The organism is Curtobacterium sp. MCJR17_043, from assembly GCF_003224315.2.
Lineage (GTDB): Bacteria > Actinomycetota > Actinomycetes > Actinomycetales > Microbacteriaceae > Curtobacterium.
The window spans coordinates 1,679,361-1,702,589 of the sequence record NZ_CP126259.1 but is presented as its reverse complement, the minus strand read 5'-3'; the positions used below and the strand labels follow the sequence as shown (position 1 = coordinate 1,702,589).

Annotated in this window: 16 protein-coding genes and 7 pseudogenes; 5 read left to right on the top strand and 18 right to left on the bottom strand. The window is 72.5% G+C overall.

What is annotated here, in order from left to right; all coding sequences use genetic code 11:
* Window positions 1-2: 2 nt before the first annotated feature.
* Entirely contained in the window at window positions 3-728 is a 726-nt protein-coding gene (locus DEJ15_RS08885) for a lysophospholipid acyltransferase family protein (protein WP_110825262.1), read from the bottom strand.
* A 26-nt stretch (window positions 729-754) separates the two neighbouring features.
* Window positions 755-1,712 (bottom strand): annotated as a pseudogene (locus DEJ15_RS08880) (ROK family protein).
* Between the two features lie 246 nt (window positions 1,713-1,958).
* On the opposite strand from DEJ15_RS08880, the pseudogene DEJ15_RS19475 reads away from it, so the two are divergent.
* Window positions 1,959-3,741: pseudogene (locus tag DEJ15_RS19475) on the top strand (AMP-dependent synthetase/ligase).
* Between the two features lie 98 nt (window positions 3,742-3,839).
* On the opposite strand, the gene DEJ15_RS08870 reads toward DEJ15_RS19475, so the two are convergent.
* The 4 genes and pseudogenes from DEJ15_RS08870 to DEJ15_RS08855 all read right to left on the bottom strand — a co-directional run bounded on the left by DEJ15_RS08870 (window position 3,840) and on the right by DEJ15_RS08855 (window position 9,663).
* Window positions 3,840-3,971: a hypothetical protein gene (locus DEJ15_RS08870; RefSeq protein WP_258365980.1), complete on the bottom strand. Its 132-nt coding sequence runs from the start codon at window positions 3,969-3,971 to the stop codon at window positions 3,840-3,842.
* Window positions 3,972-4,105: 134 nt separating this feature from the next.
* Entirely contained in the window at window positions 4,106-5,617 is a 1,512-nt protein-coding gene (locus tag DEJ15_RS08865; RefSeq protein WP_110825260.1) for a hypothetical protein, read from the bottom strand.
* 135 nt (window positions 5,618-5,752) lie between these two features.
* A complete protein-coding gene (locus DEJ15_RS08860; RefSeq protein ID WP_110825259.1) occupies window positions 5,753-6,247 on the bottom strand; it encodes a peptide deformylase in 495 nt (164 codons plus the stop codon).
* Between the two features lies 1 nt (window position 6,248).
* A pseudogene (locus DEJ15_RS08855) lies at window positions 6,249-9,663 on the bottom strand (pyruvate carboxylase).
* Window positions 9,664-9,723: 60 nt separating this feature from the next.
* On the opposite strand from DEJ15_RS08855, the pseudogene DEJ15_RS08850 reads away from it, so the two are divergent.
* Window positions 9,724-10,546 (top strand): annotated as a pseudogene (locus DEJ15_RS08850) (ParA family protein).
* A gap of 101 nt (window positions 10,547-10,647) precedes the next feature.
* On the opposite strand, the gene DEJ15_RS08845 reads toward DEJ15_RS08850, so the two are convergent.
* The 9 genes and pseudogenes from DEJ15_RS08845 to DEJ15_RS19465 all read right to left on the bottom strand — a co-directional run bounded on the left by DEJ15_RS08845 (window position 10,648) and on the right by DEJ15_RS19465 (window position 19,329).
* Complete coding sequence (locus tag DEJ15_RS08845; RefSeq protein WP_110825257.1) at window positions 10,648-10,836, bottom strand: hypothetical protein; 189 nt, start codon at window positions 10,834-10,836, stop codon at window positions 10,648-10,650.
* Window positions 10,837-10,939: 103 nt separating this feature from the next.
* Entirely contained in the window at window positions 10,940-11,500 is a 561-nt protein-coding gene (locus tag DEJ15_RS08840) for a MerR family transcriptional regulator (protein ID WP_110825505.1), read from the bottom strand.
* A gap of 184 nt (window positions 11,501-11,684) precedes the next feature.
* Window positions 11,685-12,391: pseudogene (ftsR, locus tag DEJ15_RS08835) on the bottom strand (transcriptional regulator FtsR).
* Complete coding sequence (locus DEJ15_RS08830) at window positions 12,391-12,867, bottom strand: FHA domain-containing protein (RefSeq protein ID WP_110825255.1); 477 nt, start codon at window positions 12,865-12,867, stop codon at window positions 12,391-12,393. The pseudogene ftsR and the gene DEJ15_RS08830 overlap by 1 nt, the downstream one beginning before the upstream one ends.
* 137 nt (window positions 12,868-13,004) lie before the next feature.
* Window positions 13,005-13,556, bottom strand: a complete 552-nt coding sequence (locus DEJ15_RS18255; protein ID WP_349814874.1) for a carbohydrate-binding protein — start codon at window positions 13,554-13,556, stop codon at window positions 13,005-13,007.
* Window positions 13,557-14,591: 1,035 nt separating this feature from the next.
* Complete coding sequence (locus tag DEJ15_RS08820; protein WP_284174833.1) at window positions 14,592-16,787, bottom strand: glycosyltransferase family 2 protein; 2,196 nt, start codon at window positions 16,785-16,787, stop codon at window positions 14,592-14,594.
* 469 nt (window positions 16,788-17,256) lie between these two features.
* A complete protein-coding gene (locus DEJ15_RS08815) occupies window positions 17,257-17,802 on the bottom strand; it encodes an iron chelate uptake ABC transporter family permease subunit (RefSeq protein WP_284176187.1) in 546 nt (181 codons plus the stop codon).
* Between the two features lie 82 nt (window positions 17,803-17,884).
* Window positions 17,885-18,133, bottom strand: a pseudogene (locus DEJ15_RS19470) (iron chelate uptake ABC transporter family permease subunit); the annotation flags it as partial.
* A 158-nt stretch (window positions 18,134-18,291) separates the two neighbouring features.
* A pseudogene (locus tag DEJ15_RS19465) lies at window positions 18,292-19,329 on the bottom strand (FecCD family ABC transporter permease).
* 500 nt (window positions 19,330-19,829) lie between these two features.
* Between DEJ15_RS19465 and DEJ15_RS08800 the strand changes: the two are divergent.
* Window positions 19,830-20,993 carry a S1C family serine protease gene (locus DEJ15_RS08800; RefSeq protein ID WP_284174832.1) on the top strand — a complete coding sequence of 388 codons (1,164 nt, stop codon included), beginning with the start codon at window positions 19,830-19,832 and terminating at the stop codon, window positions 20,991-20,993.
* Window positions 20,994-21,163: 170 nt separating this feature from the next.
* Here the strand turns inward: DEJ15_RS08800 and DEJ15_RS08795 are convergent, their stop codons facing one another.
* The gene (locus DEJ15_RS08795) at window positions 21,164-21,502 is read right to left on the bottom strand and encodes a hypothetical protein (protein WP_284174830.1); all 339 of its coding nucleotides are present in this window, start codon (window positions 21,500-21,502) and stop codon (window positions 21,164-21,166) included.
* 34 nt (window positions 21,503-21,536) lie between these two features.
* Here DEJ15_RS08795 and DEJ15_RS08790 point away from each other — a divergent pair, with 34 nt between their 5' ends.
* On the top strand, window positions 21,537-22,196 hold the full coding sequence (locus DEJ15_RS08790) for a hypothetical protein (RefSeq protein ID WP_284174829.1): 660 nt from the start codon (window positions 21,537-21,539) through the stop codon (window positions 22,194-22,196).
* 11 nt (window positions 22,197-22,207) lie between these two features.
* On the opposite strand, the gene DEJ15_RS08785 is transcribed toward DEJ15_RS08790, so the two are convergent.
* Window positions 22,208-22,339, bottom strand: coding sequence for a hypothetical protein (locus tag DEJ15_RS08785; RefSeq protein WP_284174828.1), 132 nt, complete (start codon window positions 22,337-22,339; stop codon window positions 22,208-22,210).
* A 9-nt stretch (window positions 22,340-22,348) separates the two neighbouring features.
* Window positions 22,349-22,714 (bottom strand): hypothetical protein, encoded by a 366-nt coding sequence (locus DEJ15_RS08780; RefSeq protein WP_284174827.1) that lies wholly within the window; start codon window positions 22,712-22,714, stop codon window positions 22,349-22,351.
* Between the two features lie 101 nt (window positions 22,715-22,815).
* On the opposite strand from DEJ15_RS08780, the gene DEJ15_RS08775 reads away from it, so the two are divergent.
* Window positions 22,816-23,178 (top strand): RNA-binding S4 domain-containing protein, encoded by a 363-nt coding sequence (locus tag DEJ15_RS08775; RefSeq protein ID WP_110825249.1) that lies wholly within the window; start codon window positions 22,816-22,818, stop codon window positions 23,176-23,178.
* Window positions 23,179-23,229 lie beyond the last annotated feature (51 nt).

The window sequence follows — 23,229 nt, the reverse complement described above, 5'->3', positions numbered from 1 at the left end:
GCCTACCGTCCGGGTGTGACCCGACGCTCCCGCATGACGGTCTCCCGGGCGGTCGTCGCGCGCTCCTTGACGCTCGTCGCGTAGACGTCCTCGTACTGCTGCCGGCTCAGCCCGCGGAGCTCGTGCATGATCTCGTCCGTGACGCTGCGGAGGATGAAGCGGTCGGTCTCGAGTCCCTCGAAGCGGGAGAAGTCGAGCGGCTTGCCGAAGACGACGCCGACGCGCTTGAACTTCGGGAACTTCTGGCCGATCTGCTGGACCTCGCGGGTGCCGACCATCGCGACGGGCACGACGACGACCCGGCCCTCCAGGACCATCCGGGCGATGCCGGTCCGGCCGCGGTAGAGCTTGCCGTCCGGGCTGCGCGTGCCCTCCGGGTAGATGCCGAGCTGCTCGCCGCGGGCCAGGACCTGCAGCCCGGTGCGGAGCGAGGCCTCCGATGCCTTGCCGCCGGAGCGGTCGATGGGGAGCTGCCCGATCGCGTTGAAGAACGTCTTCGTCGCCCAGCCCTTCAGCCCGCGGCCGGTGAAGTAGTCGCTCTTCGCGAGGAACGACATCCGCCGGTCGAGCACAGCGGGGAGGATCACGGAGTCGATGAACGACACGTGGTTCGACGCGAAGATGACCGGCCCGGACCGCGGGACGTTCTCGCGGCCGATCACCCACGGCCGGAACAGCGTCAGGATGAGCGGGCCGAGCACGAAGTTCTTCAGCAGCCAGTAGAGCATCGTCGACTCCGTCGGGTGGGGTGTGGTCAGGCCGTGCGGGCGTGGATGCGGGCGAGGTCGGCGGCACCGACCACCCCCCGCGTCGTTGACGAGCTCGGCGATCACGAAGTCCGGCTCCGGGTGGTAGCCGCGGGCCGGGAGGTTGTTGAGGTACGCCTGCTTGATCGGCTCGAGCAGCCGGTCCCCGGCGCTGGCGACCCCGCCGCCGAACACGAACAGCTGCGGGTCGAGCACCGCGGACAACGACGCGCACGCCTCGCCCAGGTGCCGTCCGAGCCGACGCAGCGCGGCGAGGGCGCCGGGGTCGTCGGCCAGGATGAGGTCCCCGACGACCGCGCCGTCCAGGTGGCCGCCGTTCGCGTCACGGGCCTCGGCCAGTGCCACGCCGATGCCACCGGCGTCCGCGACGTCGTTCGCCATCCGCTGGAGGGCGCGGCCCGAGCCGTACTGCTCGATGCACCCGCGCGCGCCGCACCCACAGGGCAGGCCGTTCGGGACGATGCGGAGGTGCCCGATCTCGCCGCCGGTGCCGAACCCGCCACGGAACAGGCGGTCCTCGGTGACGATCGCGCCCCCCGACACCGGTGCCGATGGTCAGCATGGTCATGTCCGACACCAGGCGACCGGCACCGAAGCGGAACTCGGCCCACCCGGCGGCGTTCGCGTCGTTGTCGACGGTGATGTGCAGGTCGCCGAGACGCTCCTGCAGCTTCTGGCGCAGGGGTTCGTTCCGCCAGCGGATGTTCGGCGTGTAGTAGACGATCGACTGCGATGCGTCGATGAAGCCCGGCGCCGCGACCCCCCACCGCACCGACCTGGTGCTGGAGGCTGAGGCGCTCGACCATCGACACGACGTCGTCGAGCATGGCGATCGGGTCCGCAGCGTTCGTGGCGACGCGGTCCTCGGCGAGGATCTCGCCGAGCTCCGTGACGACCGCTCCCGCGATCTTGGTGCCCCCCGATGTCGATTCCGATGGCATGCACGAACACGCAGCCTACCGGTTCGGCGGCGGCGCACCGAACGGGTGGACGCTCACCGAACTCCGGAGGAGTCGTCCTATGCTGAGTGTGAGCCGTCTCGACGATGAGCGGACTCACATCGAACCGGCCGACGAGGGAGTTGCCGTGACCGATCAGCGTGCCGACCGCACCACGTCCACCAGCAGGGGCGGGTCCCCTGCCGAACACGGCGCCGGCCCGGTCGCACCGGACCACGGTTCAGCGGCCCGCCTGCTCTCCGACCGGGCGAAGCTCACGCCCGACCGTCCGATCCTCGCCGAGCGCACCGGCGACACCTGGACCGGCATCAGCGCCGCCGACGTCCTCGCGCGCGTCCGCGGCATCGCGAAGGGCTTCGTCGCAGCGGGGCTGCAGCCCGGCGCCCACGTGGCGATCCTCTCGCGCACGCGGATGGAGTGGACACTCGTCGACTTCGCGGTGTGGACCGCGGGTCTCGTGTCCGTCCCGGTGTACGAGACGAGCGCGCCGGACCAGATCCGGCACGTCCTGGCCGACTCCGAGTCCGTCGCGATCGTCGTCGAGCAGGAGGAGCACGCCCGACGGGTCGCCGGCATCGCCGCCGACCTGCCGCACCTCGGCCAGCACTGGACGATCGACGGCGGCGGTCTCGACGACCTGACCCGCCTCGGTGAGGACGTCAGCGACGAGGAGCTCGACGGCCGGACGGCCACGGTGTCCGGGCGCGACGACGCCACGATCATCTACACCTCCGGGACGACCGGGCGCCCGAAGGGCTGCGTGCTCCGGCACGACAACTTCACCGCCACCGTGGAGAACGCCACCGAGGCGATGTCGGAGGTGGTGGCCGGGGACGCCTCCACCCTGCTCTTCATCCCGATGGCCCACGTGTTCGCCCGGTTCATCGCCGCGATGTCGGTCTCCGCCGGCGTGCTCGTCGGCCACGAACCGGACACGAAGGACCTGCTGAGGGCGGTGTCGACCTTCAAGCCGACCTTCCTGCTCGCGGTCCCCCCGGGTGTTCGAGAAGATCTACAACTCGTCCGAGCAGAAGGCCGACCTCGGGGGCAAGGGCAGGGTCTTCCGCGCGGCAGCCGCGACCGCCGTGGCGCACTCCGAGGCCGTCGCGGCCGGTCGGGTGCCGCTCGGCCTCACGCTGCGCTTCCGGCTCTTCGACAAGCTCGTGTACGCGAAGCTCCGGGACGCACTCGGCGGTCGGGTCCGCTACGCGATCAGCGGGTCCGCACCGCTCTCCCCGCGCCTGTCCCACTTCTTCCGCTCGATCGGCGTCGTCATCCTCGAGGGGTACGGCCTCACGGAGACGACCGCGCCCGCGACGGTGAACCGTGCGACGGAGCTGCGGATCGGCACCGTCGGTCGTGCCCTGCCGGGCGTGGAGGTCCGGATCGCGGACGACCAGGAGATCCTGATCCGCGGGGTCGACGTCTTCGACCGCTACTGGCGGAACCCGGAGGCGACGGCGGCGGCGTTCCGCGACGGCTGGTTCCGCACCGGCGACCTCGGCCGGCTGGACGCCGACGGGGTCCTCACCGTGACCGGGCGCGCGAAGGAGCTCATCGTCACCGCGAGCGGCAAGAACGTCGCGCCGGCGCCGCTCGAGGACGCCGTCCGCGAGCACCCGGTGGTCGGTCAGGTCGTGGTCGTGGGCGAGGGCAAGCCGTTCGTCGCGGCCCTCGTCACGCTCGACCGCGAGATGCTCCCGGGCTGGTGTGCGGCGCGCGGGATCGAGCCCGCGCTGACGCCCCGGCAGGCCGTCCACGACGAGCGGGTGCAGCAGGCCGTGCAGGAGGCGGTGGACGCCGCGAACGGCCGGGTCTCGCGCGCGGAGTCGATCCGCTCGTTCTCGGTCGTCGACGCTGACCTGACCGAGGCCTCCGGGCACCTCACGCCGAAGCTCACCGTGAAGCGCTCGGTCGTGCTGCGCGACTTCGCCGCGGACATCGACCACATCTACTCGGGGTCGAAGGTGCAGACGACGTCGACGCCCGTCGTGCAGGAGCGCCGTCGCCACTGACTCGTGAGAGCACCGGAGGCCCGTCACCGTGGGAACGGTGACGGGCCTCCGGTGGTCCTGGCGCGCCCGGACCGGCGGGGACCGGTCGGGTCGCGCCGCTACGCCTGCGGGACCTCCGGCGAGTCGATCGGGTCGAGGACCGCCGTCGCGGCGGCTCCCGTCGAGACCGGTTCGGGTCGGCGGTTGGTGCGGGTGCGGTGCGAGCTGAGCTCGTCGTTCTGAGGTGCCATCGTGCTCGTCCTCGTGCGTGGGATCGTCATCGGTGGGGTGACCGACCCGAGTACGGTACTCCGTCCTCGACGAGGACCGACAATCCCACGTCCGGGTGTCACCCGACCGCGGCGCACGGGCCGCGGTCGGGTGCTCAGCGGCGCATCGCGATGACGGCCGACGACTTCGCGCTGGCCGTCGAGACGCCCGGGTGTGTGATCGACACGCGGACGCGGTACTTGGCCTCGGGGAGGCTGCCCAGTGCCCAGCGGACCGAGTTCGTCCCCTTCTTGACGGCGACGTTCTTCGCCACCGTGTGCCACGTCCCGGAGCCGCTGCGGGCCACCGAGACGGTCGCCTTGGCCCCGGAGACCCAGGCCGCGTCGTGGAACTTCACGAGGGTCGCGCCGTTCGCGCTCGGGTCGGTCCGCAGGTGCAGGGCCTTGAGGTGCCAGGTGAGCGCACCCGGGTCCTCGTTCGGGTCGAACCGGAGCTGCGAGATGGTGCGACCCTTCCACCCGAGCTTCGGGTTCAGGGCGTCCTCGTCGAGGTCGTTCTGGGCACTCAGGTCGATCTCGATCCGACGGGCGTTGCCGCCCGACCAGGTGAGCATGTCGTTGCCGATCTGCGGGATGGTCGACGACGGGTCCCACCAGATGAGCCGCGCCATCTTGCCGCCACCCGGGGTCCCCGCGAGCGAGAACGGGCCGTCGTACGTGTACTCGACGGAGAGGTGGTGGTACGAGTCGGCCTTGAAGCGGGACACCGGCAGGGAGAGCTGCGAGTCGCCGGGGTACTGGCCGGAGTTCCGCGCGGTCATCCCGTCCGCGCCGTAGCCGAGCACCGTGGCGTACTTCACACCGATGCCGCTCGCGTTGCCCGCGCTCGTGAAGACCCACGGCTTGCCGCGCTGTCGGGTGGCGAGGTCGACGCCCTGCCGCGTGTTCGGCGAGTCGACGACCGGACGCGGACGGCGCGCGACGACGGCGTCCCCGTAGGTCCCCGGCGGGTAGGCGGCGTGCGAGCCACCCGCACCGCGCAGGCGGGTCCAGTCGATGAGGGCCGTGCCGGACTTGCCCGCGGGCAGGACGACCGGGTCGAGACGGAGCGCGACGATCTTCCCCGACCAGGGGCGGCCCGACTGCAGGGTGGACGCGGATGACAGCGACAGGTCGTAGACCTTCGTGCCCGGCGTCACCGGGAAGGTGATGCCGCCACCGCACTCGGAGGTCTTCTCGCGGCAGGTCCACCACCAGACCGCGCCGATCTGCCGGTCGAACGGCTGGTTCATCTTGAACGACAGCCGCTTGTACCGCGAGGCGTCGATCGGCAACGAGGCGCCGTCACGGCCGTACGGCAGGCTGCCGCTCACGGTGTCGACGAGGGAGACGGAGTCCCCGGAGCGGAGCGCGACCCGGAGGTTGCCACCGGAGACCGATGCGGAGGTGCCCACGGCGTCGGTGTTCTGGTCGGCGGTGTTCGAGTAGTCCCACGGGTCGCCGTAGACCTCGGAGGCGAAGTCGGGTGACTCGACCTCACGGGTGGCTGCGGCTGCCCGTTCGGGTGCCGGGACGACGCTGATGGTCGTGCCGACGAGTGCCGCGAAGGCGGCGAGGACGACGATGGACGCGGTACGACGACGTGCCGCGCGGTGACGCTGCTGCATGCTGCTGATCCCCTGACCTGGACCGCCACGGCGGCGGTACCAGGTGACCGTACACAACGCCGGCGCCGGGGTCTGTCCGCCCTTGAGCGGACAAACCCGCTCCAGTTCGGGGGGGGGGTGGTCAGCGTTCGGCGGTCAGTGGAACCAGTCCTGCGCGCGGATGTCCCGCAGCGCCTGCCGCCGGGTCTCCGGGTCGAGCGTCATGACGTACACCGTGCCGTCGAGGTGGTCGCACTCGTGCTGCAGGGCCTCCGCCATCAGGCCGGTGCCCTCGAGCACGACCTCGGCACCGTCGACATCGACGCCGCGCACCTTGGCGTAGGGGAACCGTCGCGTCGGGTACGCCAGACCCGGCACCGACAGGCACCCCTCGTCCATGAGTTCGGGCTCGCCCGCGGTCTCGACGAGCTCCGGGTTGAGGACGTACCCGACCTCGCCGTCGACGTTGTAGGAGAACGCACGGAGTCCGACACCGATCTGCGGCGCCGCGACGCCGGCACGACCGGGCTCCTTGACGGTGTCGACGAGGTCCTGGACGAGTTCGCGGATCCCCTCGGAACCGATCCGGACGGGATCGGCCGGCGAGCGGAGGACGGGGTCGCCGAACAGGCGGATGGGACGGACGGTCACGTTACTGCAGCACCACCAAGAGGTCGCCGGCGTCCACCTGCTGGGTCACCGGGATCGCGAGACGGCCGACGGTCCCCGCGACGGGGGCCGTGATGGCCGCTTCCATCTTCATCGCCTCGATGCTCGCCACGGCCTGTCCGGCCTCGACGACGTCACCGACGGCGACCTTGAGCGTCACGACCCCGGAGAACGGGGCGGCGACGTGCTTCGGGTCGGACCGGTCCGCCTGCTCGGCGGCCTTGGTCTCGACGACGACGGAGCGGTCACGCACGGCCACCGGCCGCAGCTGCCCGTTCATGGTCGCCATGACGGTCCGGACGCCCTGGGCGTCGACCTCGCCGATCGCCTCGAGCCCGACGAGCAGGTTCACGCCCTTGCCGAGTGGCACCACGTGCTCCTCCCCCTGGCGCAGGCCGTAGAGGTAGTCGACGGTGGGCACGACGGAGAGGTCACCGTACTCGTCCCGCACCTCCTGGAACCGGCGCGTCGGCTGCTCGAACAGCAGGCGGTTCAGGGCCTGCTGCCGGACGGTGCCCGGGGTGCCCAGTGCGGCGCGCTCGTGCTCCGGCACCGGGGTGACGGCGATCCGGACGTCGCGTCCGGCCAGGACCTTCGACCGGAACGGCTCGGGCCACCCCCCCGGGCAGGTCACCGAGCTCCCCCCGCCATGAAGCCGATCACCGAGTCCGGCACGTCGTACTTCTCCGGGTGCTGCTCGAAGTCCGCGGGGTCGGCGTCGACCGCGGCGAGCTGCAGCGCGAGGTCACCGACCACCTTCGAGGACGGCGTGACCTTCGTCGGACGACCGAGGATCCGGTTCGCCTCGGCGTACCAGTCCTCGACCTGCTCGAAGCGGTCCCCGAGCCCGAGGGCGATGGCCTGCTGACGGAGGTTCGACAACTGTCCGCCCGGGATCTCGTGCTTGTAGACCCGGCCGGTGGGGCCGGCGAGCCCGGACTCGAAGGGTGCGTACACCCGGCGGACCGCCTCCCAGTACGGCTCGAGGTCGCCGACGGCGCCGAGGTCGATGCCCGTGTCCCGCTCGGTGTGTGCGAGCGCCGCGACCAGGGCCGACATGCTCGGCTGGCTGGTCGTGCCCGCCATCGGGGCTGCGGCCACGTCGACCGCGTCCGCTCCGGCCCGGGACGCCGCCATGAGGGTCGCGAGCTGCCCGCCCGCGGTGTCGTGCGTGTGCACGTGCACGGGCTGGTCGAAGCGCGCACGCAGGGCGGTGACGAGCCGCTCGGCCGCCCCGGCGCGGAGGAGGCCCGCCATGTCCTTGATCCCGATGACGTGCGCGCCGGCCTCGACCATCTGCTCGGCCAACCGGAGGTAGTAGTCGAGCGTGTACAGGTCCTCCGCCGGGTCCAGGAGGTCGCCGGTGTAGCAGAGCGCCGCCTCGGCGACCGCCGTGCCCGTGGCGAGCACGGCCTCCAGGGCGGGGCGGAGCTGGCTCACGTCGTTCAGCGCGTCGAACACGCGGAAGACGTCGACGCCGGTCTCGGCGGCCTCGGCGACGAACGCGTCGGTCACCTCCGTCGGGTACGGCGTGTACCCGACGGTGTTGCGTCCGCGCAGCAGCATCTGGATCGGGATGTTCGGCATCGCCGTGCGCAGCGCCGTCAGGCGCTCCCACGGGTCCTCCCCGAGGAACCGGAGCGCGACGTCGTAGGTCGCGCCGCCCCACGCCTCCATGCTGAGCAGCTGCGGGGTGAGCCTGGCGACGTGCGGGGCGACCGCGACGAGGTCCTTGGTACGGACGCGGGTGGCGAGGAGCGACTGGTGCGCGTCGCGCATCGTCGTCTCGGTCACGGCGAGGGCGGTCTGCGCACGCAGCGCCTCGGCCCACGCGGCCGGGCCGACCCGGAGCAGCAGGTCGCGCTGCCCCGCCGGCACCGGCGCAGCGAGGTCCGTGGCCGGGAGCTTCAGCGCCGGGTCCACCACGTGGGCGGCCGGCGAACCGTTCGGCCGGTTGACCGTGACGTCCGCGAGCCAGTTCAGCACCTTCGTACCGCGGTCCTTCGACACGTGGCCGTCGAACAGCTGCGGGCGTTCCCCGATGAACGCGGTCGAGACGTCCCCGCGGGCGAAGTCCGGGTCCTCGAGGACGGCCTGCAGGAAGGGGATGTTCGTGCTGACGCCGCGGATGCGGAACTCGGCGAGGGCACGACGGGCGCGGGCGACCGCCGCCGGGAAGTCACGACCGCGGCACGTCATCTTCGCGAGCATCGAGTCGAAGTGCGGGCTGATCTGCGCGCCGGTGGCGACGGTGCCGCCGTCGAGCCGCACGCCGGCGCCACCCGGGCTGCGGTACGTCGTGATCCGGCCGGTGTCGGGTCGGAACCCCTGCGTCGGGTCCTCGGTCGTGATCCGGGTCTGCAGCGCGGCGCCGTGGACCGCGACGCCGTCCTGCGACAGACCGAGATCGGCGAGCGTCTCCCCCCGCGGCGATCCGCATCTGCGACTGCACGAGGTCGACGTCGGTGACCTCTTCCGTCACGGTGTGCTCGACCTGGATGCGCGGGTTCATCTCGATGAAGACGTGCTGGCCGGCGCGCTCCCCCCACGGTGTCGAGGAGGAACTCGACCGTCCCCGCGTTCACGTAGCCGATCGAGCGCGCGAAGGCCACGGCGTCGCGGTGCAGTGCCGCCGCGATCGACGGGTCCAGGTTCGGCGCCGGTGCGATCTCGACGACCTTCTGGTTCCGCCGCTGCACCGAGCAGTCCCGCTCGAACAGGTGGATGGTGCCCGCGTCGTCACCGGTCGCGTCGGCGAGGATCTGCACCTCGATGTGCCGTGGACGCAGGACCGCCTGCTCGAGGAACATCGTCGGGTCACCGAAGGCGCTGTCGGCTTCGCGCATCGCCTCCTCGAGCGCCGGACGGAGCTCCGCGGGCGTCTCGACCCGCCGCATGCCGCGTCCGCCACCACCGGCGACCGCCTTCGCGAACACCGGGAACCCGATCGCCTCGGCGCCGGCGACGAGTTCGTCGACGTCGCGGCTGGCCGGCGTGCTCTCGAGGACCGGGACCCCGGCGGCGATCGCGTGCTCCTTCGCGGTGACCTTGTTGCCGGCCATCTCGAGCACGTGCTCACCCGGACCGATGAAGGTGATGCCCGCGGCGGCGGCCGCCGCGGCGAGCTCGGGGTTCTCGGACAGGAAGCCGTAGCCCGGGTAGATCGCGTCGGCACCGGACTCGCGGGCGACGCGGATGATCTCGGAGACGTCCAGGTAGGCACGGACCGGGTGACCACGCTCCCCGATGAGGTACGCCTCGTCGGCCTTCAGCCGGTGCAGGGAGTTGCGGTCCTCGTACGGGTAGACCGCCACGGTGCGCGCACCGAGCTCGTACGCCGCGCGGAAGGCCCGGATGGCGATCTCGCCACGGTTCGCGACCAGGATCTTGTCGAACACGAGGTCCCTTTCAGCCCGGGTTGAGGTCTCACAACCCTACTGGCGGTAACGTTGCTCATCGTGCATGTACTCAGCGTGAGCTCGCTCAAGGGCGGTGTCGGCAAGACGACCGTGACACTCGGCCTGACCTCGGCAGCGTTCGCCAAGGGTCTGCGCACCCTCGTGGTGGACCTCGATCCCCAGTCGGACGTGTCGACGGGACTCGACATCGACCTGACGGGCCACCTCAACGTGGCCGACGTCCTCGAGAACCCCAAGGAGAAGATCGTCCGTCAGGCGATCGCCCCCCTCCGGCTGGACGAAGGGGTCCCAGGGCAAGATCGACGTCATGGTCGGATCGCCCTCGGCCATCAACTTCGACGGCCCGCACCCGTCGATCCGCGACATCTGGAAGCTCGAGGAGGCCCTGGCGAACGTCGAAGCCGACTACGACCTCGTCCTCATCGACTGCGCGCCGTCGCTCAACGCCCTGACCCGTACCGCCTGGGCCGCGTCGGACCGCGTCTCCGTCGTCACCGAACCCGGCCTGTTCTCCGTCGCCGCCGCCGACCGTGCCCTCCGCGCGATCGAGGAGATCCGTCGCGGACTCTCGCCGCGCCTCCAGCCCCTCGGCATCATCGTCAACCGCGCCCGCGTGCAGTCGCTCGAGCACCAGTTCCGCATCAAGGAACTCCGTGACATGTTCGGGCCGCTCGTGCTCTCCCCGCAGCTGCCCGAGCGCACCTCGCTCCAGCAGGCGCAGGGTGCGGCGAAGCCCCTGCACGTGTGGCCGGGTGAGTCCGCGCAGGAGATGGCGCGGAACTTCGACCAACTGCTCGAGCGGATCATGCGCACGGGCAAGATCGGTCCGTACGCCGACGGCGCGAGCGCCAGCGCGGAGTAGTCCGCGTCGGACGTCGTGAAGGGCCGCCGATGGGTGGCCCTTCGTCGTTCCCGGACCGGACGCCAGCTCGGTCAGGTCGCCGAGCGGTCACGACAGCCCACTCAGGTCGCCGAGCGGCCTCGGATCGTCGGGTCGAGCGTGCCGAAGCGCTCGACCGCGACCGCTCGGCGAACCCGCGGGACGCCGACGAGCCGGCGGGACGCGGTCTGCGCGCCCGCTGGCTGCGGTCGGTGGTGTCGAGGTTCCACGACGTGCCGCCCGCGTTCGTCGCGGTTCCGGGTTCCCGGCATCCGGAGCGTCGAGATGCCGCAATTGCGGAACCTGGGGCGGACGGCGCATCCCGCCGGTCAGCCCCGAGGCGGTGAAGGCGCGAGCGGGCGAACGCCCCGCGCGTCAGGAGGCGCGCGTCGCCCGGCGGGCGGCGAGCTCGTCGCTCGGGTCCTCGGCCGGGGTGGCGTCGAGTTCGACCAGCGAGGACTCGACCTCGCGCAGGACCTTGCCGACCGCGATGCCGAAGACGCCCTGGCCGCGCGACACGAGGTCGATGACCTCGTCGTCGGAGGTGCACAGGTACACCGAGGCACCGTCCGACATCAGGGTGGTCTGCGCCAGGTCGCTCACGCCGGCTTCGCGGAGCTGGTTCACGGCGGTGCGGATCTGCTGCAGGGAGATGCCGGTGTCGAGCAGGCGCTTGACGAGCTTGAGCACGAGGATGTCGCGGAAGCCGTACAGGCGCTGTGACCCGGAACCGGCAGCACCGCGGATCGTGGGCTGGACGAGTTCGGTGCGGGCCCAGTAGTCGAGCTGCCGGTAGCTGATGCCGGCTGCCTTGGCGGCGACGGTGCCGCGGTACCCGTTCTGTTCGTCGTGCTCGGGCAGGCCGTCGGTGAACAGCAGCCCGAGGTCGTACCGCGTCATGTCAGACGGGGTACCGGGGACATCGTTCCCACTCATCAGCTTGCCTTCCACGACGATCGAGCTCCCACCCGAAGCTTCAACAGCGGGTTGAGAGTTGTTCCGAGGTCCACGGTAGCGAGTCGGGCGGCGTGGAGGCGGGACATCCGCTCCGGCGCGTCCGGCGTGTCGAGGATATGCCCCGGCACCGACGGCCGTCGAGGGTCGACCCGCTCCGGAGCGCTCACGAGTCGAGCCGACCGATGGCCGCTCGGATGAGTGACGAACGGATGACCTCGAGGTGTCCGGCGATCTCCCGGGCGAGTTCGAGCGCCTTGGCGCGCGAGGTGGCGTCACCCCGCCGCGACACCGGCATGAGTGCGGACTCGATGAGCCCGACCTCCCGCTCGGCGGTCGCGCGGAAGGTGCGCAGGTGTCGCGGCTCGATCCCGGAGCGCTGGAGCTCGACGAGGGCCTTGAGGACGCCGACGGACTCTTCCCCGTAGGAGTCCGCCGCGGGGGAGCAGGGACGACGAGACCGCGTCCCCCCACGAGCATCGGGGACGCTCCGGCCACGCGCTGGAGTTCGTCGCGCGAGTACCGCCGTTCCCGCCCGAGCATGGACGGACGGGGCACGTCCCCACCGCCCGGCAGCGTCGGCTCGCGGCCGGCGTCGAGGTCGGCGAGGTACTCCTTGATGACCTTGAGCGGGAGGTAGTGGTCCCGCTGCAGGCCGAGCACGATCCGGAGTCGGTCGACGTCGGCCGGCGAGAACTTCCGGTACCCGCTCTGCGTCCGGACCGGGGTGACCAGCTCGCGTTCCTCGAGGAACCGCAGCTTCGAGCTGGACAGGTCCGGGAAGTCCGGCTTCAGCCGCGCCAGCACCTGCCCGATCGTGAGCAGGTCCGGTGCCGGCGACACCGCCCGCGCCGCAGCGGAGCGGGGTGCCACTACGCGTTCGCCAGGCGCGCCAGGTCGACCCGGGAGGCGTAGAACGTCAGGCGGAACTTGCCGACCTGGACTTCCGACCCGTCGACGAGGAGCGCTTCGTCGATGCGCACACCGTCGAAGTACGTCCCGTTGAGGGAACCGAGGTCCTGCACGCTGAAGGACGTCCCGCGGCGGATGAAGTCCGCGTGCTTGCGGGACACCGTCACGTCGTCGAGGAAGATGTCGGCGTCGGGGTGCCGCCCGGCCGTCGTGACGTCGGAGTCGAGGAGGAACCGTGCTCCGACGTTCGGACCGCGTCGGACGACGAGCAGCGCCGACCCCGACGGCAGCGCCGAGATCGCGTCGCGTTCTTCCGCGGAGACTCCGGCCTCGGGCGTGAGCGCCGCGGCGTTCTCCATGCTGAAGGTCAGCGTGGTGTCGACCAGCCGCTGCTCCGGGGTTCGTCGTCCCGGCTGCGGGACCACTGGATCTGGCATCGTGGACCTCCTCCTCTTGGTCGCCCAGCGTATCGGAAACCAGCCGGTCGGCGAGAGCCCCGTCCACAGGGGACACAGGAGGCTCCCCGCCGACCGGCGGGGAGCCTCCTGTCCGGTGACTGTCGGACCGCGACCCGTCAGCGCGTCGCGCCCTCCGGGGCTGCCTTCCCGGCGCGGACGTCCTGCAGGATCTCCTTCACCTCGGCGTCCTTCAGGCGGGTCCACGGCGAGCCGTCCGGGTCGCTCGTGGACGCCTCGGGGCTCTCGCCGGTGTTCCACCACTTGGCCTGGTATGGCGTGCCGTCGAACAGGACCCGGTCGCCCGTGTCGTACGCCGCTGTCCCGGACCACCCCGCGTAGGTGCCCTTCGGCAGCGTGAGCGGTGCGACCGGCTTCTCCCCCCGCGAGCACCGGGCCGACGAGCTGCCACGGCGTCTCGTACGCGCTGAGCACGGCGTCGTCGGGCAGGTCGCCCGAGGTCCACCACTTCGCCTCGTAGACGTTGCGGTGCCAGACGATCTTCGTGCCCTCGAGGTAGGAGGCCTCGTCGTCCCACACCGGGTACGGGCTCGTCGACGGGTCGTCGGTCGGCTGCACGGTCGAGGACGGCTCGGCCTTCGTGACGTCGCCCGAGGCCGCGACGATGCCGCCGCCGAAGCCCTTGCCGAGCACGTCGGCGAAGAGCACACCGTCCTGGTCCACGCCCGAGCAGGAGTTCGACACGGTGGAGAGGTTGACGTAGTTCGAGCCGCACGTGGTGTCGCGGTTCAGCGACCACATCGACATCCGTCCGAGGCCCTGCTGCTTCGCCCAGGCGTTGAGCTTCCGGGCGTCGGTCAGCGAGAAGACCTCGTCCTGCACGTCGTTCTGCCCGATCATCGGGGTGGCGCCGACCTTGTGCCACAGGGTCCGGTCGCCGAGCGGCGTCCCGGCACGCGTGTAGAGGATGCCGAGCTGCCGCTTGACCTGCTGCAGCGTCTCGACCGATGCCGAGTACATGCTCTGGCTCGAGCCCTTGCTCGCGCCGTAGTCCATCGTCATCGCGTTGACGCCGGCCAGGTCGACCCCGGCACGCAGGAACTGCGCGACCGCCCGGGTGCCGTCCGCGGTGAGCCCGCCGGGTGCGGCCGGCAGCGTCAGCCACACCGCGAGGGGGTGCCCGGCGGCGCGGCGCTGCTCCTGCAGGTCGGCGACCGCTGCCGCACGGCGCTTGCCGGCGTCGGCCTTCGTCAGGTCGTCGCTCTCGATGTCGAAGTCGACGGTCGAGACGTCGTACCGCTTCACGACGCTCTGGTACGCCGAGACGAGCTTGCTCCGGTCGGTGCAGGTCGTCGCGAGTTCGTCGTTGGCGAGCCCGCCGAACGACACCGCGACCGCGCCCTTCTGCTGCTCGAGTCGGGCGATGCGCCGGTCGAGGTCGAGCTGGTCGCCCGCTTCCTGCAGTCCGTACGCCGCGCCCCACGTCGGCGTGCACGCCTCGTCGTGGTCGGCGACCACGAAGGACAGCATGACGTCGCGGCCCGCGGTCGACTTGACGTCCTCGAACGGGAACGTCGGGGTGACGGTGACGTCGGTGTAGGCGGCGAACCAGGGCTTCACCGTCTCGGCGGCCTGGGCGCTCTGCCAGCGGTCCAGCCCGGCGTAGCCTCCGGCTGCGACCGCGAGGGCCACCGCGGCGGCCACGGTCACGCGGATCGGGGACAGTCGTCGTGTGGTGCTCATGGTCAGGCCGCCGTCTTCTCGTCGTGGTGCACGGTGTCGTGCCGGGTCGCCAGGTGTTCCGGCATGGTGGTGCCGCGCTGGCCGAAGTACAGCACCGAGCGCCAGTCCTCGGTCGCGGGCACGGGCTCGGGGACCAGGCCGCGCCGGGCCGCCTTCGCGGAGAGACGGGCCTCCTTGCGGGCCGCCCGGCGTGCGGCGCGGGCGGACGGGTCGTAGAACATCCACCCGGTCGCCCAGAGGAAGACGTCGACCACGGAGTTCCAGACACCGATGTAGGCGACGATCGCGTACGTGGCGAGCAGGGCGTTGAACGCGGCGAACGTGGCGTTGCCCCAGTTCTCGGCGCCGAAGTCACGGACGAAGGTGAACACCGAGAAGGCGACGATCGCGTACGGCGCGAGGACGTAGAGCGCGGGCGAGGCCGTGCGGTCCCGGACCTTCGGCGTGCGGGCGAACGGGATCTTCTTCGCGGTGAGCGCCTGCTGGATGCTCTTGAGCACCCCGGCGACGTTCACCGGCATGAGGATGAGGTTGAACCCGTAGATGCGGAGGATGTCGGTGCGCTTGTACCCGCAGTACTTCAGGTCGCTCGCGAAGAGCCAGAAGTACGGCAGCGCGGCGAGGAGCACCATCGGGCTGAGCAGCCGGGAGTCGTACGGGTAGGCCAGCAGGAAGATGAGCCCGAGCGAGCCCCACGCGATCGACGCCATGTAGTTCACGCGGAGCGCCATCTCGACCACGCTGACGCGCTCCCCGCGGGCCTTGCGCTCGCGTACCTGGCGGATGTACTTCGGCAGGATGAGCAGCCCGCCGTTGGCCCAGCGGCGGCGCTGCACGATGAGCGAGCCGAAGTCCGGCGGGGTGGCGCTGTAGGACAGTCGCTCCGGGTAGTTCACGAGCGTCCAGCCGTGCATGCCGAGGTCGACGCTCGACTCGGTGTCCTCGATGACCGTGCGGTCCTGCACGTAGCGCTTGACCTCGAAGCCGCCGACGGTCTCGGTCTCCTCGATGTCGCGGAGGGCCCGGGTGCGGATGACGGCGTTCGCGCCGACCCAGAAGGTGGCGCCGTACTTCGACATGCCCTGGTGCAGGATGTGCTGGATGTCGGTCGTGGCACCGGCCAGGCGCTCGATGCGGGTGGCCGCACCGCGGAACGACGAGTACGGGGTCTGGGTGACGGCGACGTTCGCGTTCTCGGGCTGCTCGAGGAAGTAGACCAGGCGCAGGCAGTAGTCGCGCAGGAGCACCGAGTCGGCGTCGAGCGTCAGGACGTAGTCGGAGGCGGGGACGACCAGGTCGGCCTCGGCCGGGTCCGCGACGGTGCGGAGGACCGTGCCCGATGCGGTCTCCTCGTACCGGTAGGCGCCGCCGAGCAGGCCGAGGTAGGAGTTCAGGTTCATCGCCTTGTTCGCCTCGTGCGAGAGGTTCGCGTAGCGCTTCCGCTCGAAGGTGGTGATCTCGGCGGTGAACGTCCAGGTGAGCCGGCGCTGCAGTTCGACCGCACGGGCCGAGGTCACGTCGGTGACCTCGCGGTCGCCGGCGTCGGTGATGGCGGCGTCGAGTGCTTCGGCGGTCAGGCGGAACTCGTCGGCCAGGCCCACGAGGACCTGGTCGTGGAAGAAGTGGTCCACGTGGTCGGCGATGCCGTGCTCGCGTGCGTGCCGGCGGAGCCAGGCGTCGGCCCAGCGGTGGTGCGCGACCAGGGTGCGGAGGGCCGCCACGGAGGCCATCGGCGCCTGCTCGGCCTCGATCTCGGCGAAGAACAGGGCTTCGCGGAAGCGGTGGGACGGGGCCGCGAGCTGCGCCTGGATGGACGCCGCCACGGCGCGAGTGCGCTCGAGCTTCGCGGCGGTCTCCGGGTCGGTGGGGAACGGGTCGTCGTCGACGAGCAGGACGACGCGGAGGGACGGGTACTCCTGCAGGGCGGCGGACCAGAGGGTGGTCGCGACGACGTCCGGCTCCTCGGCGTAGCTCGGCACGAGGACGGTCAGCGGCGACCCGTGTCCCTCGGCGAAGTGCCGGTCGAGTTCCGCACGCGGGACCCGGACGTGGGTCGCGAAGCGCTCGAGGGCTCCCTGGCGGGCGACCAGGTGCATGAGGGCGGAGAAGGTGAGGAAGGTGACGACGACTAAGTACGAAACGGCCTCGGTGGTGAACCGGAAGCTCTCGGTGCCGTAGTCCAGGAACTGTCGGATCACCGTGTAGACGAGGTAGGCGAGCCAGAAGGCGATCGTCAGGATGATGGCGACACGGCCGGAGACGAGCTTCCGGTCGGAGGGGCGAGCGTGGATGGTGTCGAGCGGCCGGGTCCGCCGCTCGGCCCCCCCACTGTCGACGGCGCATCGGGGCGTCGTCCAGCTGTTCGGGCATGCTGTCCTTCGTTCGTACCGGACCAGTGGCCGTCGGGTGTGGCCGCTGTCGGGAGTCCGGTGTTCGTGGACGACGGTACGGCGACCGTGCGCCCGGAGCGGACCCCCCGGACGGGGGGTTCTGACCCCCCTTCTGCGGGATACCGCAAGCGTGCGCGCGGACCCGCATCCGGGGGGTGGTCCCGGCGAGTCCGACCGTCGCCTGCGCCCCGCCTGGAGGCCCGGTGCACGTCCGTCGGGAGCGCTGCGGTACACGCTCGGTCGCGCCCGTCCGACGAGCTGTGCGGGGTGCGCTGGCTCAGCGCCCGCGGGCGAGCAGCCAGAGCAGGTACGGCGCTCCGACGACCCCGGTGACGACCCCGACCGGCAGCGTGACCCCGGGCAGGGCGAACTGCGCGACCAGGTCGGAGCCGAGGGTCACGACCGCACCGACGGCGGCGGCCGGGCCGAGGGCGGGGCGTCCGCCACCGACGAGCCTCCTGGCGATCGGCGCTGCCATGAGCGCGACGAACGACACCGGGCCGGCGGTGGCGACCGCCGCCGCGGTGAGGAGGACGGCGGTGAGGAGCAGCAGCACCTTGGCCCGGTCGGGTCGGAGGCCGAGCGAGGCCGCGACCTCGTCGCCGAGGGAGAGGACACCGAGACGGGGCGACTGCAGGAGCGCGAGCACCATCAGGACGACGAAGCCGACGAGCAGCGCACCGACGACGGTGCGGTCGACCGCGTTGAGGCTGCCGGAGAGCCACAGGAGTGCCGTCCCCGCCTGCTGCACGCTCCCGCTCGTCAGGAGCCACCCGGTGATGCTCAGGGCGACCGCGCCGACACCGACCCCGACGAGGACCACCCGGTTCCCGGTGATCCCCCCGGCGCCAGGCGAGCACGGCGATGAGCACCGCGACCGCGACCGCGCCGACGAGCACGACGCCGAACAGGGCGACACCCGAGGCGCCGAACAGCACGATCGCGACGAGACCCGAGGCGCTCGCCCCGGACGTGATGCCGATGATGTCCGGACTCGCGATGGGGTTGCGGACGACGCTCTGCACGATCGCGCCGGCGGTGCCGAGGCTCGCCCCGACGAGCAGCGCGGCGAGGACCCGCGGCCCGCGCAGCTGTCCGAGCACGAAGTCCGAGACCGCGTCACCCCGCCCGAGCAGACCGTCGAGGACCTGCACGGGCGACAGCGGGATCTCGCCGACACCGAGGCCGACGAGCACGAGGCCGAGCAGCACGACGAGCGCGGCGACGAGCACGAGGAGCTCCCGCCGCGCGGTCCCGCCCCGACGGCGGACGGCGTCGCCGGTGGCCGGTGCACTCTCGGTCGGCGTGGTGCTCACAGGCCCCGCACCACCCGCGACCGGACCAGCGCGATGAAGACCGGCGCACCGATGAGCGCCGTGACGATGCCGACCTGGAGCTCCCCCCGGGTAGGCGACGACCCTGCCGATGACGTCGGCGACGAGCAGGAGGGCCGGCGCGACGACCGCGGACAGGAGGATCGTCCAGCGGTGGTCGGGTCCGGACAGGCGCCGGACGGCGTGCGGGACGGCGAGGCCGACGAAGGCGATCGGTCCGGCTGCGGCGACCGCGGACCCGGCGAGCAGCACCGTCACGATGGCCCCGACCGCGCGCACGAGCACCACGCGTTGGCCCAGGGAGGCCGCGAGTTCGTCGCCGAGCGCGAGGGTGTTCAGCGAACGACCGAGCCCGACCGCGACGACGAGCCCGAGGACCACCGGCGCGACGACCACACCCGCTGTGCCGAGGTCCCCGCCCGCGAGCGCGCCGACCTGCCAGAAGCGCAGCTGGTCGAGCAGGGACGCGTTCGTCACGAGCACCGCGGTGGTGATCGAGGAGAGGGCGGCGGCGGTGACGGCGCCGGACAGCGCGAGGCCGACCGGGGTGAGGCCACCGCGGGCGACCGCGGCGATGCCGTAGACGAGCAGGGCGGCGAGGGCGGCTCCGGCGAACGCGAACGGCAGGTACGTGGCGGTCCCGCTGACACCGAACACGGCGATGCCCACGACGACGGCCAGGGCGGCCCCCCGCGTTGATGCCGAGGATGCTCGGGTCGGCGAGCGGGTTGCGGGTGACCCCCCTGCATGACGGCGCCGGCGACCCCGAGTGCGGCGCCGGCGAGGAGCCCGACGACGGTCCGCGGCAGCCGGTTGCCGAGCACGATGAGGCCGGTCTCGTCGTCGCGGCCCGGGTGCGCGAGGGTGTCGAGGACGACGCCGAGCGGGATCGGTCGGCTCCCGACGGCGATGCTCAGGGCGCAGGCGACGGCCAGCGCGACGACCGCGAGGACGACGGCCAGCACGAGCCGGGACGCGGGCGCGGGTGCGGGAGGCACGACGGATCGGGGACGCATGGGAGGTGCGGCGAGCCTAACCGATCGCCGGCATGCCGCGGAGACCGGCGTCCGGCGACTCCCGAGCGGGTGCTCGGCCGGGCCTCGGGTGGTTCATAGGACGGTCATGGGCAGCGGGCCTGTACTGGTCCCCATCGACGGCCGACCGGGCCGTGCGGACGACCGGAGAGCACCATGAACGAGACCCCGACCCCAGCCGCGGACGATGCCGGACAGCAGCAGGCACCGGCGTGGGAGCCGCCGCACGCGGACCCGTCGACGCTCCGCGCAGCGCACGCCTTCGACGGCTCGGGTCCGTACCTCTTCGCCCCCCGACGGGTCCGGTCCGTACGCCTACTCCCCGGACGGTCGCGGTCCGTACCGCGTCGGGAGCGCAGCGCTCGGGGCCACCTCGGCGCCGCAGGGTTGGACGGGCGCCCCCCGGGGCCGCTCCGGGGACCACGGGTCGTCGTCGCCGTGTCGGGCTCGCGATCGGGTCGGGCATCGCCGCACTCGCGATCGTGGGCGCCGCCGGCGGGACGGCGCTCGGCCTGTCGTCGCACGGCACGACGGCCACCTCGAGCCGGTCACAGGGCACGACGACCGTCCCCGGTCCCGGATCCGCGGGCAGCGGCATCGACGGCTTCACCGTCCCCGGCCAGGACCAGGGCGGGACGGACGGCCTGTCGGACGGCGGCACGGGTACCGACGGCGGCACGGGCACCGGCGGCACGGGAGCCGGCGGCAGTGGGACCTCGCAGGCGGCAGCCACACCCGCGACCGCCGCGCAGACCGCGGGCGTCGTGACGATCGACACCGTGATCGGCTACGACGACGCGCAGCAGGCCGCCGGGACCGGCATGGTCCTCACCGCGGACGGGACCGTCCTGACGAACAACCACGTGGTCCAGGGCGCGACCTCGATCACGGTGACCGACGAGACGACCGGGGAGCAGTACACCGCTGACGTCGTGGGCACCGACGCGACGAACGACGTCGCGGTGCTGCAGCTGCGGGACGCGTCCGGCCTGTCCACCGTCGCGCTCGACGACGACGGCGTCCAGACCGGCGACACCGTGACCGACGTCGGCAACGCCGAGGGCACGGGTGACCTGGTCGCCGCCGAGGGCACCGTGACCGCGACCGACCAGGACATCCAGGTGCAGAGCGAGTCCGGTACCGGGACCGAGTCCCTGACCGGGCTCATCGAGGTCGCGGCGCAGATCGTGTCCGGTGACTCCGGCGGTCCCGTCCTGGACAGCGAGGGCGAGGTCATCGGCATGGCGACCGCCGCGTCCTCGGGTTCGGCGGACGTCACCGGCTACGCGATCCCGATCAGCACCGCGAAGTCGATCGCCGCGCACATCCTGGCGGGCGAGGCCTCGGACACCATCACGATCGGGCTGCCGGCGTTCCTGGGCGTGCAGGTCAGCAGCGCGGCGACCGGGACCACCTCCGGTGTGCCCGTCGCCGGGACGGTCGAGGGATCGGGGGCAGCGGCCGCCGGGCTCGCCGCCGGCGACACGATCACGAGCATCGACGGCACCGCGGTCACGAGCGCATCCGAGCTGACGGAGGCGGTCGCTCGGCACGCGGTCGGCGACCGGGTCACGGTCGGCTACACGACGGCCGACGGCACCGCGGCCACGGCGACCGTCACCCTGACCGCCGGCCCGGCCGCCTGACCGGGCGCGCACCGGCGGCCCGCCACCGACGGCCCCGCACCGGCGGCCCCGCACCGGCGGCCCGCACCGACGGCCCCGCACCGACGGCCCCGCAAGCACGGCACGACGCTCGCGCTCCGTCCGCGCGGGGTCGTGCCGTCGTCCGCCGTCCGGTGTCGACCGGGCGGCGGTCAGCCGACCACGGCGCGGACGAGCGACCGGTAGACGTTGGCGGACGCCTCGGCCCTGAACGCCGTCGCCCCGCCCTCGGCGCGGCCGACCCGCGCGAAGCCGATCCCCGCCGCGGACACGACCACGACGGGACGGGTCCGACCGGGCGCCAGCAGCGAGGACACCGTCCACGGCGCCGCCCAGAACGCCGCGAGCGTCGGGTCGGCATCGGCGAGGGCGTCCGGCAGGGCCGGGGCGGACGCGCCGCCCGCCAGACGACGGTCGAGCAGGTCGCTCGACAGGACCGGCGTGCGGAACGGCCAGGTCCACGTCGGGCGCACTCCGAGCCTCCCGGCCATCAGCCCGACCACCCGGTCCGGCCGGACGGACGCGATGACCGACCGACCGTCGGCCCCCCGTGTCGACGACGGTGCCGGCCCAGGCCCGGAGGCGCGTGACGCGCCCGTCGTCGTCGTGCTGGTCCAGCGTGGTCGGTGGCACCCCGTCCGCCCAGGGCGCGAGGACCTCGGCGGTGTCCGGCGGCACCGTCCCGAAGCGACCGACGAGGTCGGCGGCGACCAACTCCCGGCCGCCGTCCGAGCGGAGCAGCGCCGGGTTCCAGCGCTTGCCGGCGAGGTCCTGCAGCGTGGCGACGGCCTCGGCGCCGAGGGACGGCCCGGTCAGCGTCGAACCGGCGAGCAGGACCGGGAGCGCCTCGAGCGTCCGGGACTCGGTGGCGGTGACGCGGTCGAGCGTCCGGACGGAGTCGAGGACGGCGAACACCGGGTCGTCGGTGGCGGTCATCCGGGCCAGCGGACGCTCCACGGTGACGTCCACGCGGTGCCGACCCGTGACGAGCAGCAGGTGCGCACCGACGACGTCGCCCTCTTCGTCGGGGCGGACGTACTCGACGAGCCGTGCGGGGGGCACCGGCCGTCGTCCACACGTCGCAGCCGAGCAGGAGCAGGCCGTCGACCGACCCTGGCAGCCGTTCCAGCAGCGAGGCGTTCTCGTCCCCGATCGTCCGGTCGCCGGGACGCGACCGGACCGTGAGCATGACGTCGTCACCGCGGACGCGGAGGTCGGCACCGGGGGGCGTCCTCGACGCGCCAGCCGGTCGGGCGGGTGAACCGGACACGGGCGGTGCGGTCCTCGGTGGTCCCGGCTGCGACGGCGGGTGGGTCGGGGACGGCCATGGAGCGAGGCTACGTGCGCGGTCCCGGAGTGCCGTCGGCGGCTCGCCGGGACGGGGTGGATCGTCCGGTCAGGCGGCCGGCTCGTCCGCGCCGGGACGCCGTCGGGGTGCCCGGGGCGGCGGGGGGCGGCGGCACCGGCTTCGCGGCCACGACGTCGGACCGGAGCACGGTGACGGGTCCGCGACGGGTGGCGATCGTCACCGTCTCCGCGGTCCGGCCGGTCAGCTCGCCGAGCGCGTCCCGCGCGCCGGCTCCGTCGTGCGCCCGCACGACGAGCCGGTCACCGAGTGCCGCGCCGTCGAGCACGACGAGGGCCCGGGTGCGGGCGATCGCCGCCTGGGACGGGACCGTGGTCGGCGGGTCGGGGTCGGTCATGGCTCCGAGGCTACGGGCTCGCACGGACGTGCGGGCCCGGTCGACCGTACGTCGAGGGGACGTCGAGGGGGACGCAGGACCGGCGCGGCTAGGGTGGCCGGATGGACAAGGCCCGGGTGGACAGCTGGATCTGGGCGGTCCGGATCACCAAGACCCGGTCCGCGGCGACGACCGCGTGCAAGGCCGGCCACGTCCGCGTCAACGGCGAGCGGGCGAAGCCGTCCCAGCCGGTCGGTCCCGGGGACGAGGTCCGCGTGCGCCAGGCCGGCTTCGACCGGATCGTCGTCGTGAAGAGCATCATCCTCAAGCGCGTCGGTGCGACCGAGGCCGCGAAGCACCTCGAGGACCGCACACCGCCGCGCCTGCCCCGCGAGGAAGCCGGCTTCGTCCCGATCCGGGAGCGCGGGGCCGGACGGCCGAGCAAGCGGGAGCGCCGGGACCTCGAGAAGCTCCGCGGGTACTGACCCCGACGGTGCGTGACGGCCGGCGGCGCGTGACGGGCGGCGCTGCTGGTC

What these genes read in the sequence shown, in the direction of transcription:
- DEJ15_RS08790 (WP_284174829.1), top strand. Translation starts at nt 21,537, where the DNA reads ATGACCGACCGACCGTCGGCCCCCCGTGTCGACGACGGTGCCGGCCCA.
- DEJ15_RS08780 (WP_284174827.1), bottom strand. Translation starts at nt 22,714, where the DNA reads ATGACCGACCCCGACCCGCCGACCACGGTCCCGTCCCAGGCGGCGATC.
- DEJ15_RS08865 (WP_110825260.1), bottom strand. Translation starts at nt 5,617, where the DNA reads ATGCAGCAGCGTCACCGCGCGGCACGTCGTCGTACCGCGTCCATCGTC.
- DEJ15_RS08785 (WP_284174828.1), bottom strand. Translation starts at nt 22,339, where the DNA reads ATGGCCGTCCCCGACCCACCCGCCGTCGCAGCCGGGACCACCGAGGAC.
- DEJ15_RS08870 (WP_258365980.1), bottom strand. Translation starts at nt 3,971, where the DNA reads ATGGCACCTCAGAACGACGAGCTCAGCTCGCACCGCACCCGCACCAAC.
- DEJ15_RS08840 (WP_110825505.1), bottom strand. Translation starts at nt 11,500, where the DNA reads ATGAGTGGGAACGATGTCCCCGGTACCCCGTCTGACATGACGCGGTAC.
- DEJ15_RS08795 (WP_284174830.1), bottom strand. Translation starts at nt 21,502, where the DNA reads ATGGCCGGGAGGCTCGGAGTGCGCCCGACGTGGACCTGGCCGTTCCGC.
- DEJ15_RS08775 (WP_110825249.1), top strand. Translation starts at nt 22,816, where the DNA reads ATGGACAAGGCCCGGGTGGACAGCTGGATCTGGGCGGTCCGGATCACC.
- DEJ15_RS08830 (WP_110825255.1), bottom strand. Translation starts at nt 12,867, where the DNA reads ATGCCAGATCCAGTGGTCCCGCAGCCGGGACGACGAACCCCGGAGCAG.
- DEJ15_RS08885 (WP_110825262.1), bottom strand. Translation starts at nt 728, where the DNA reads ATGCTCTACTGGCTGCTGAAGAACTTCGTGCTCGGCCCGCTCATCCTG.
- DEJ15_RS08845 (WP_110825257.1), bottom strand. Translation starts at nt 10,836, where the DNA reads ATGCCGGGAACCCGGAACCGCGACGAACGCGGGCGGCACGTCGTGGAA.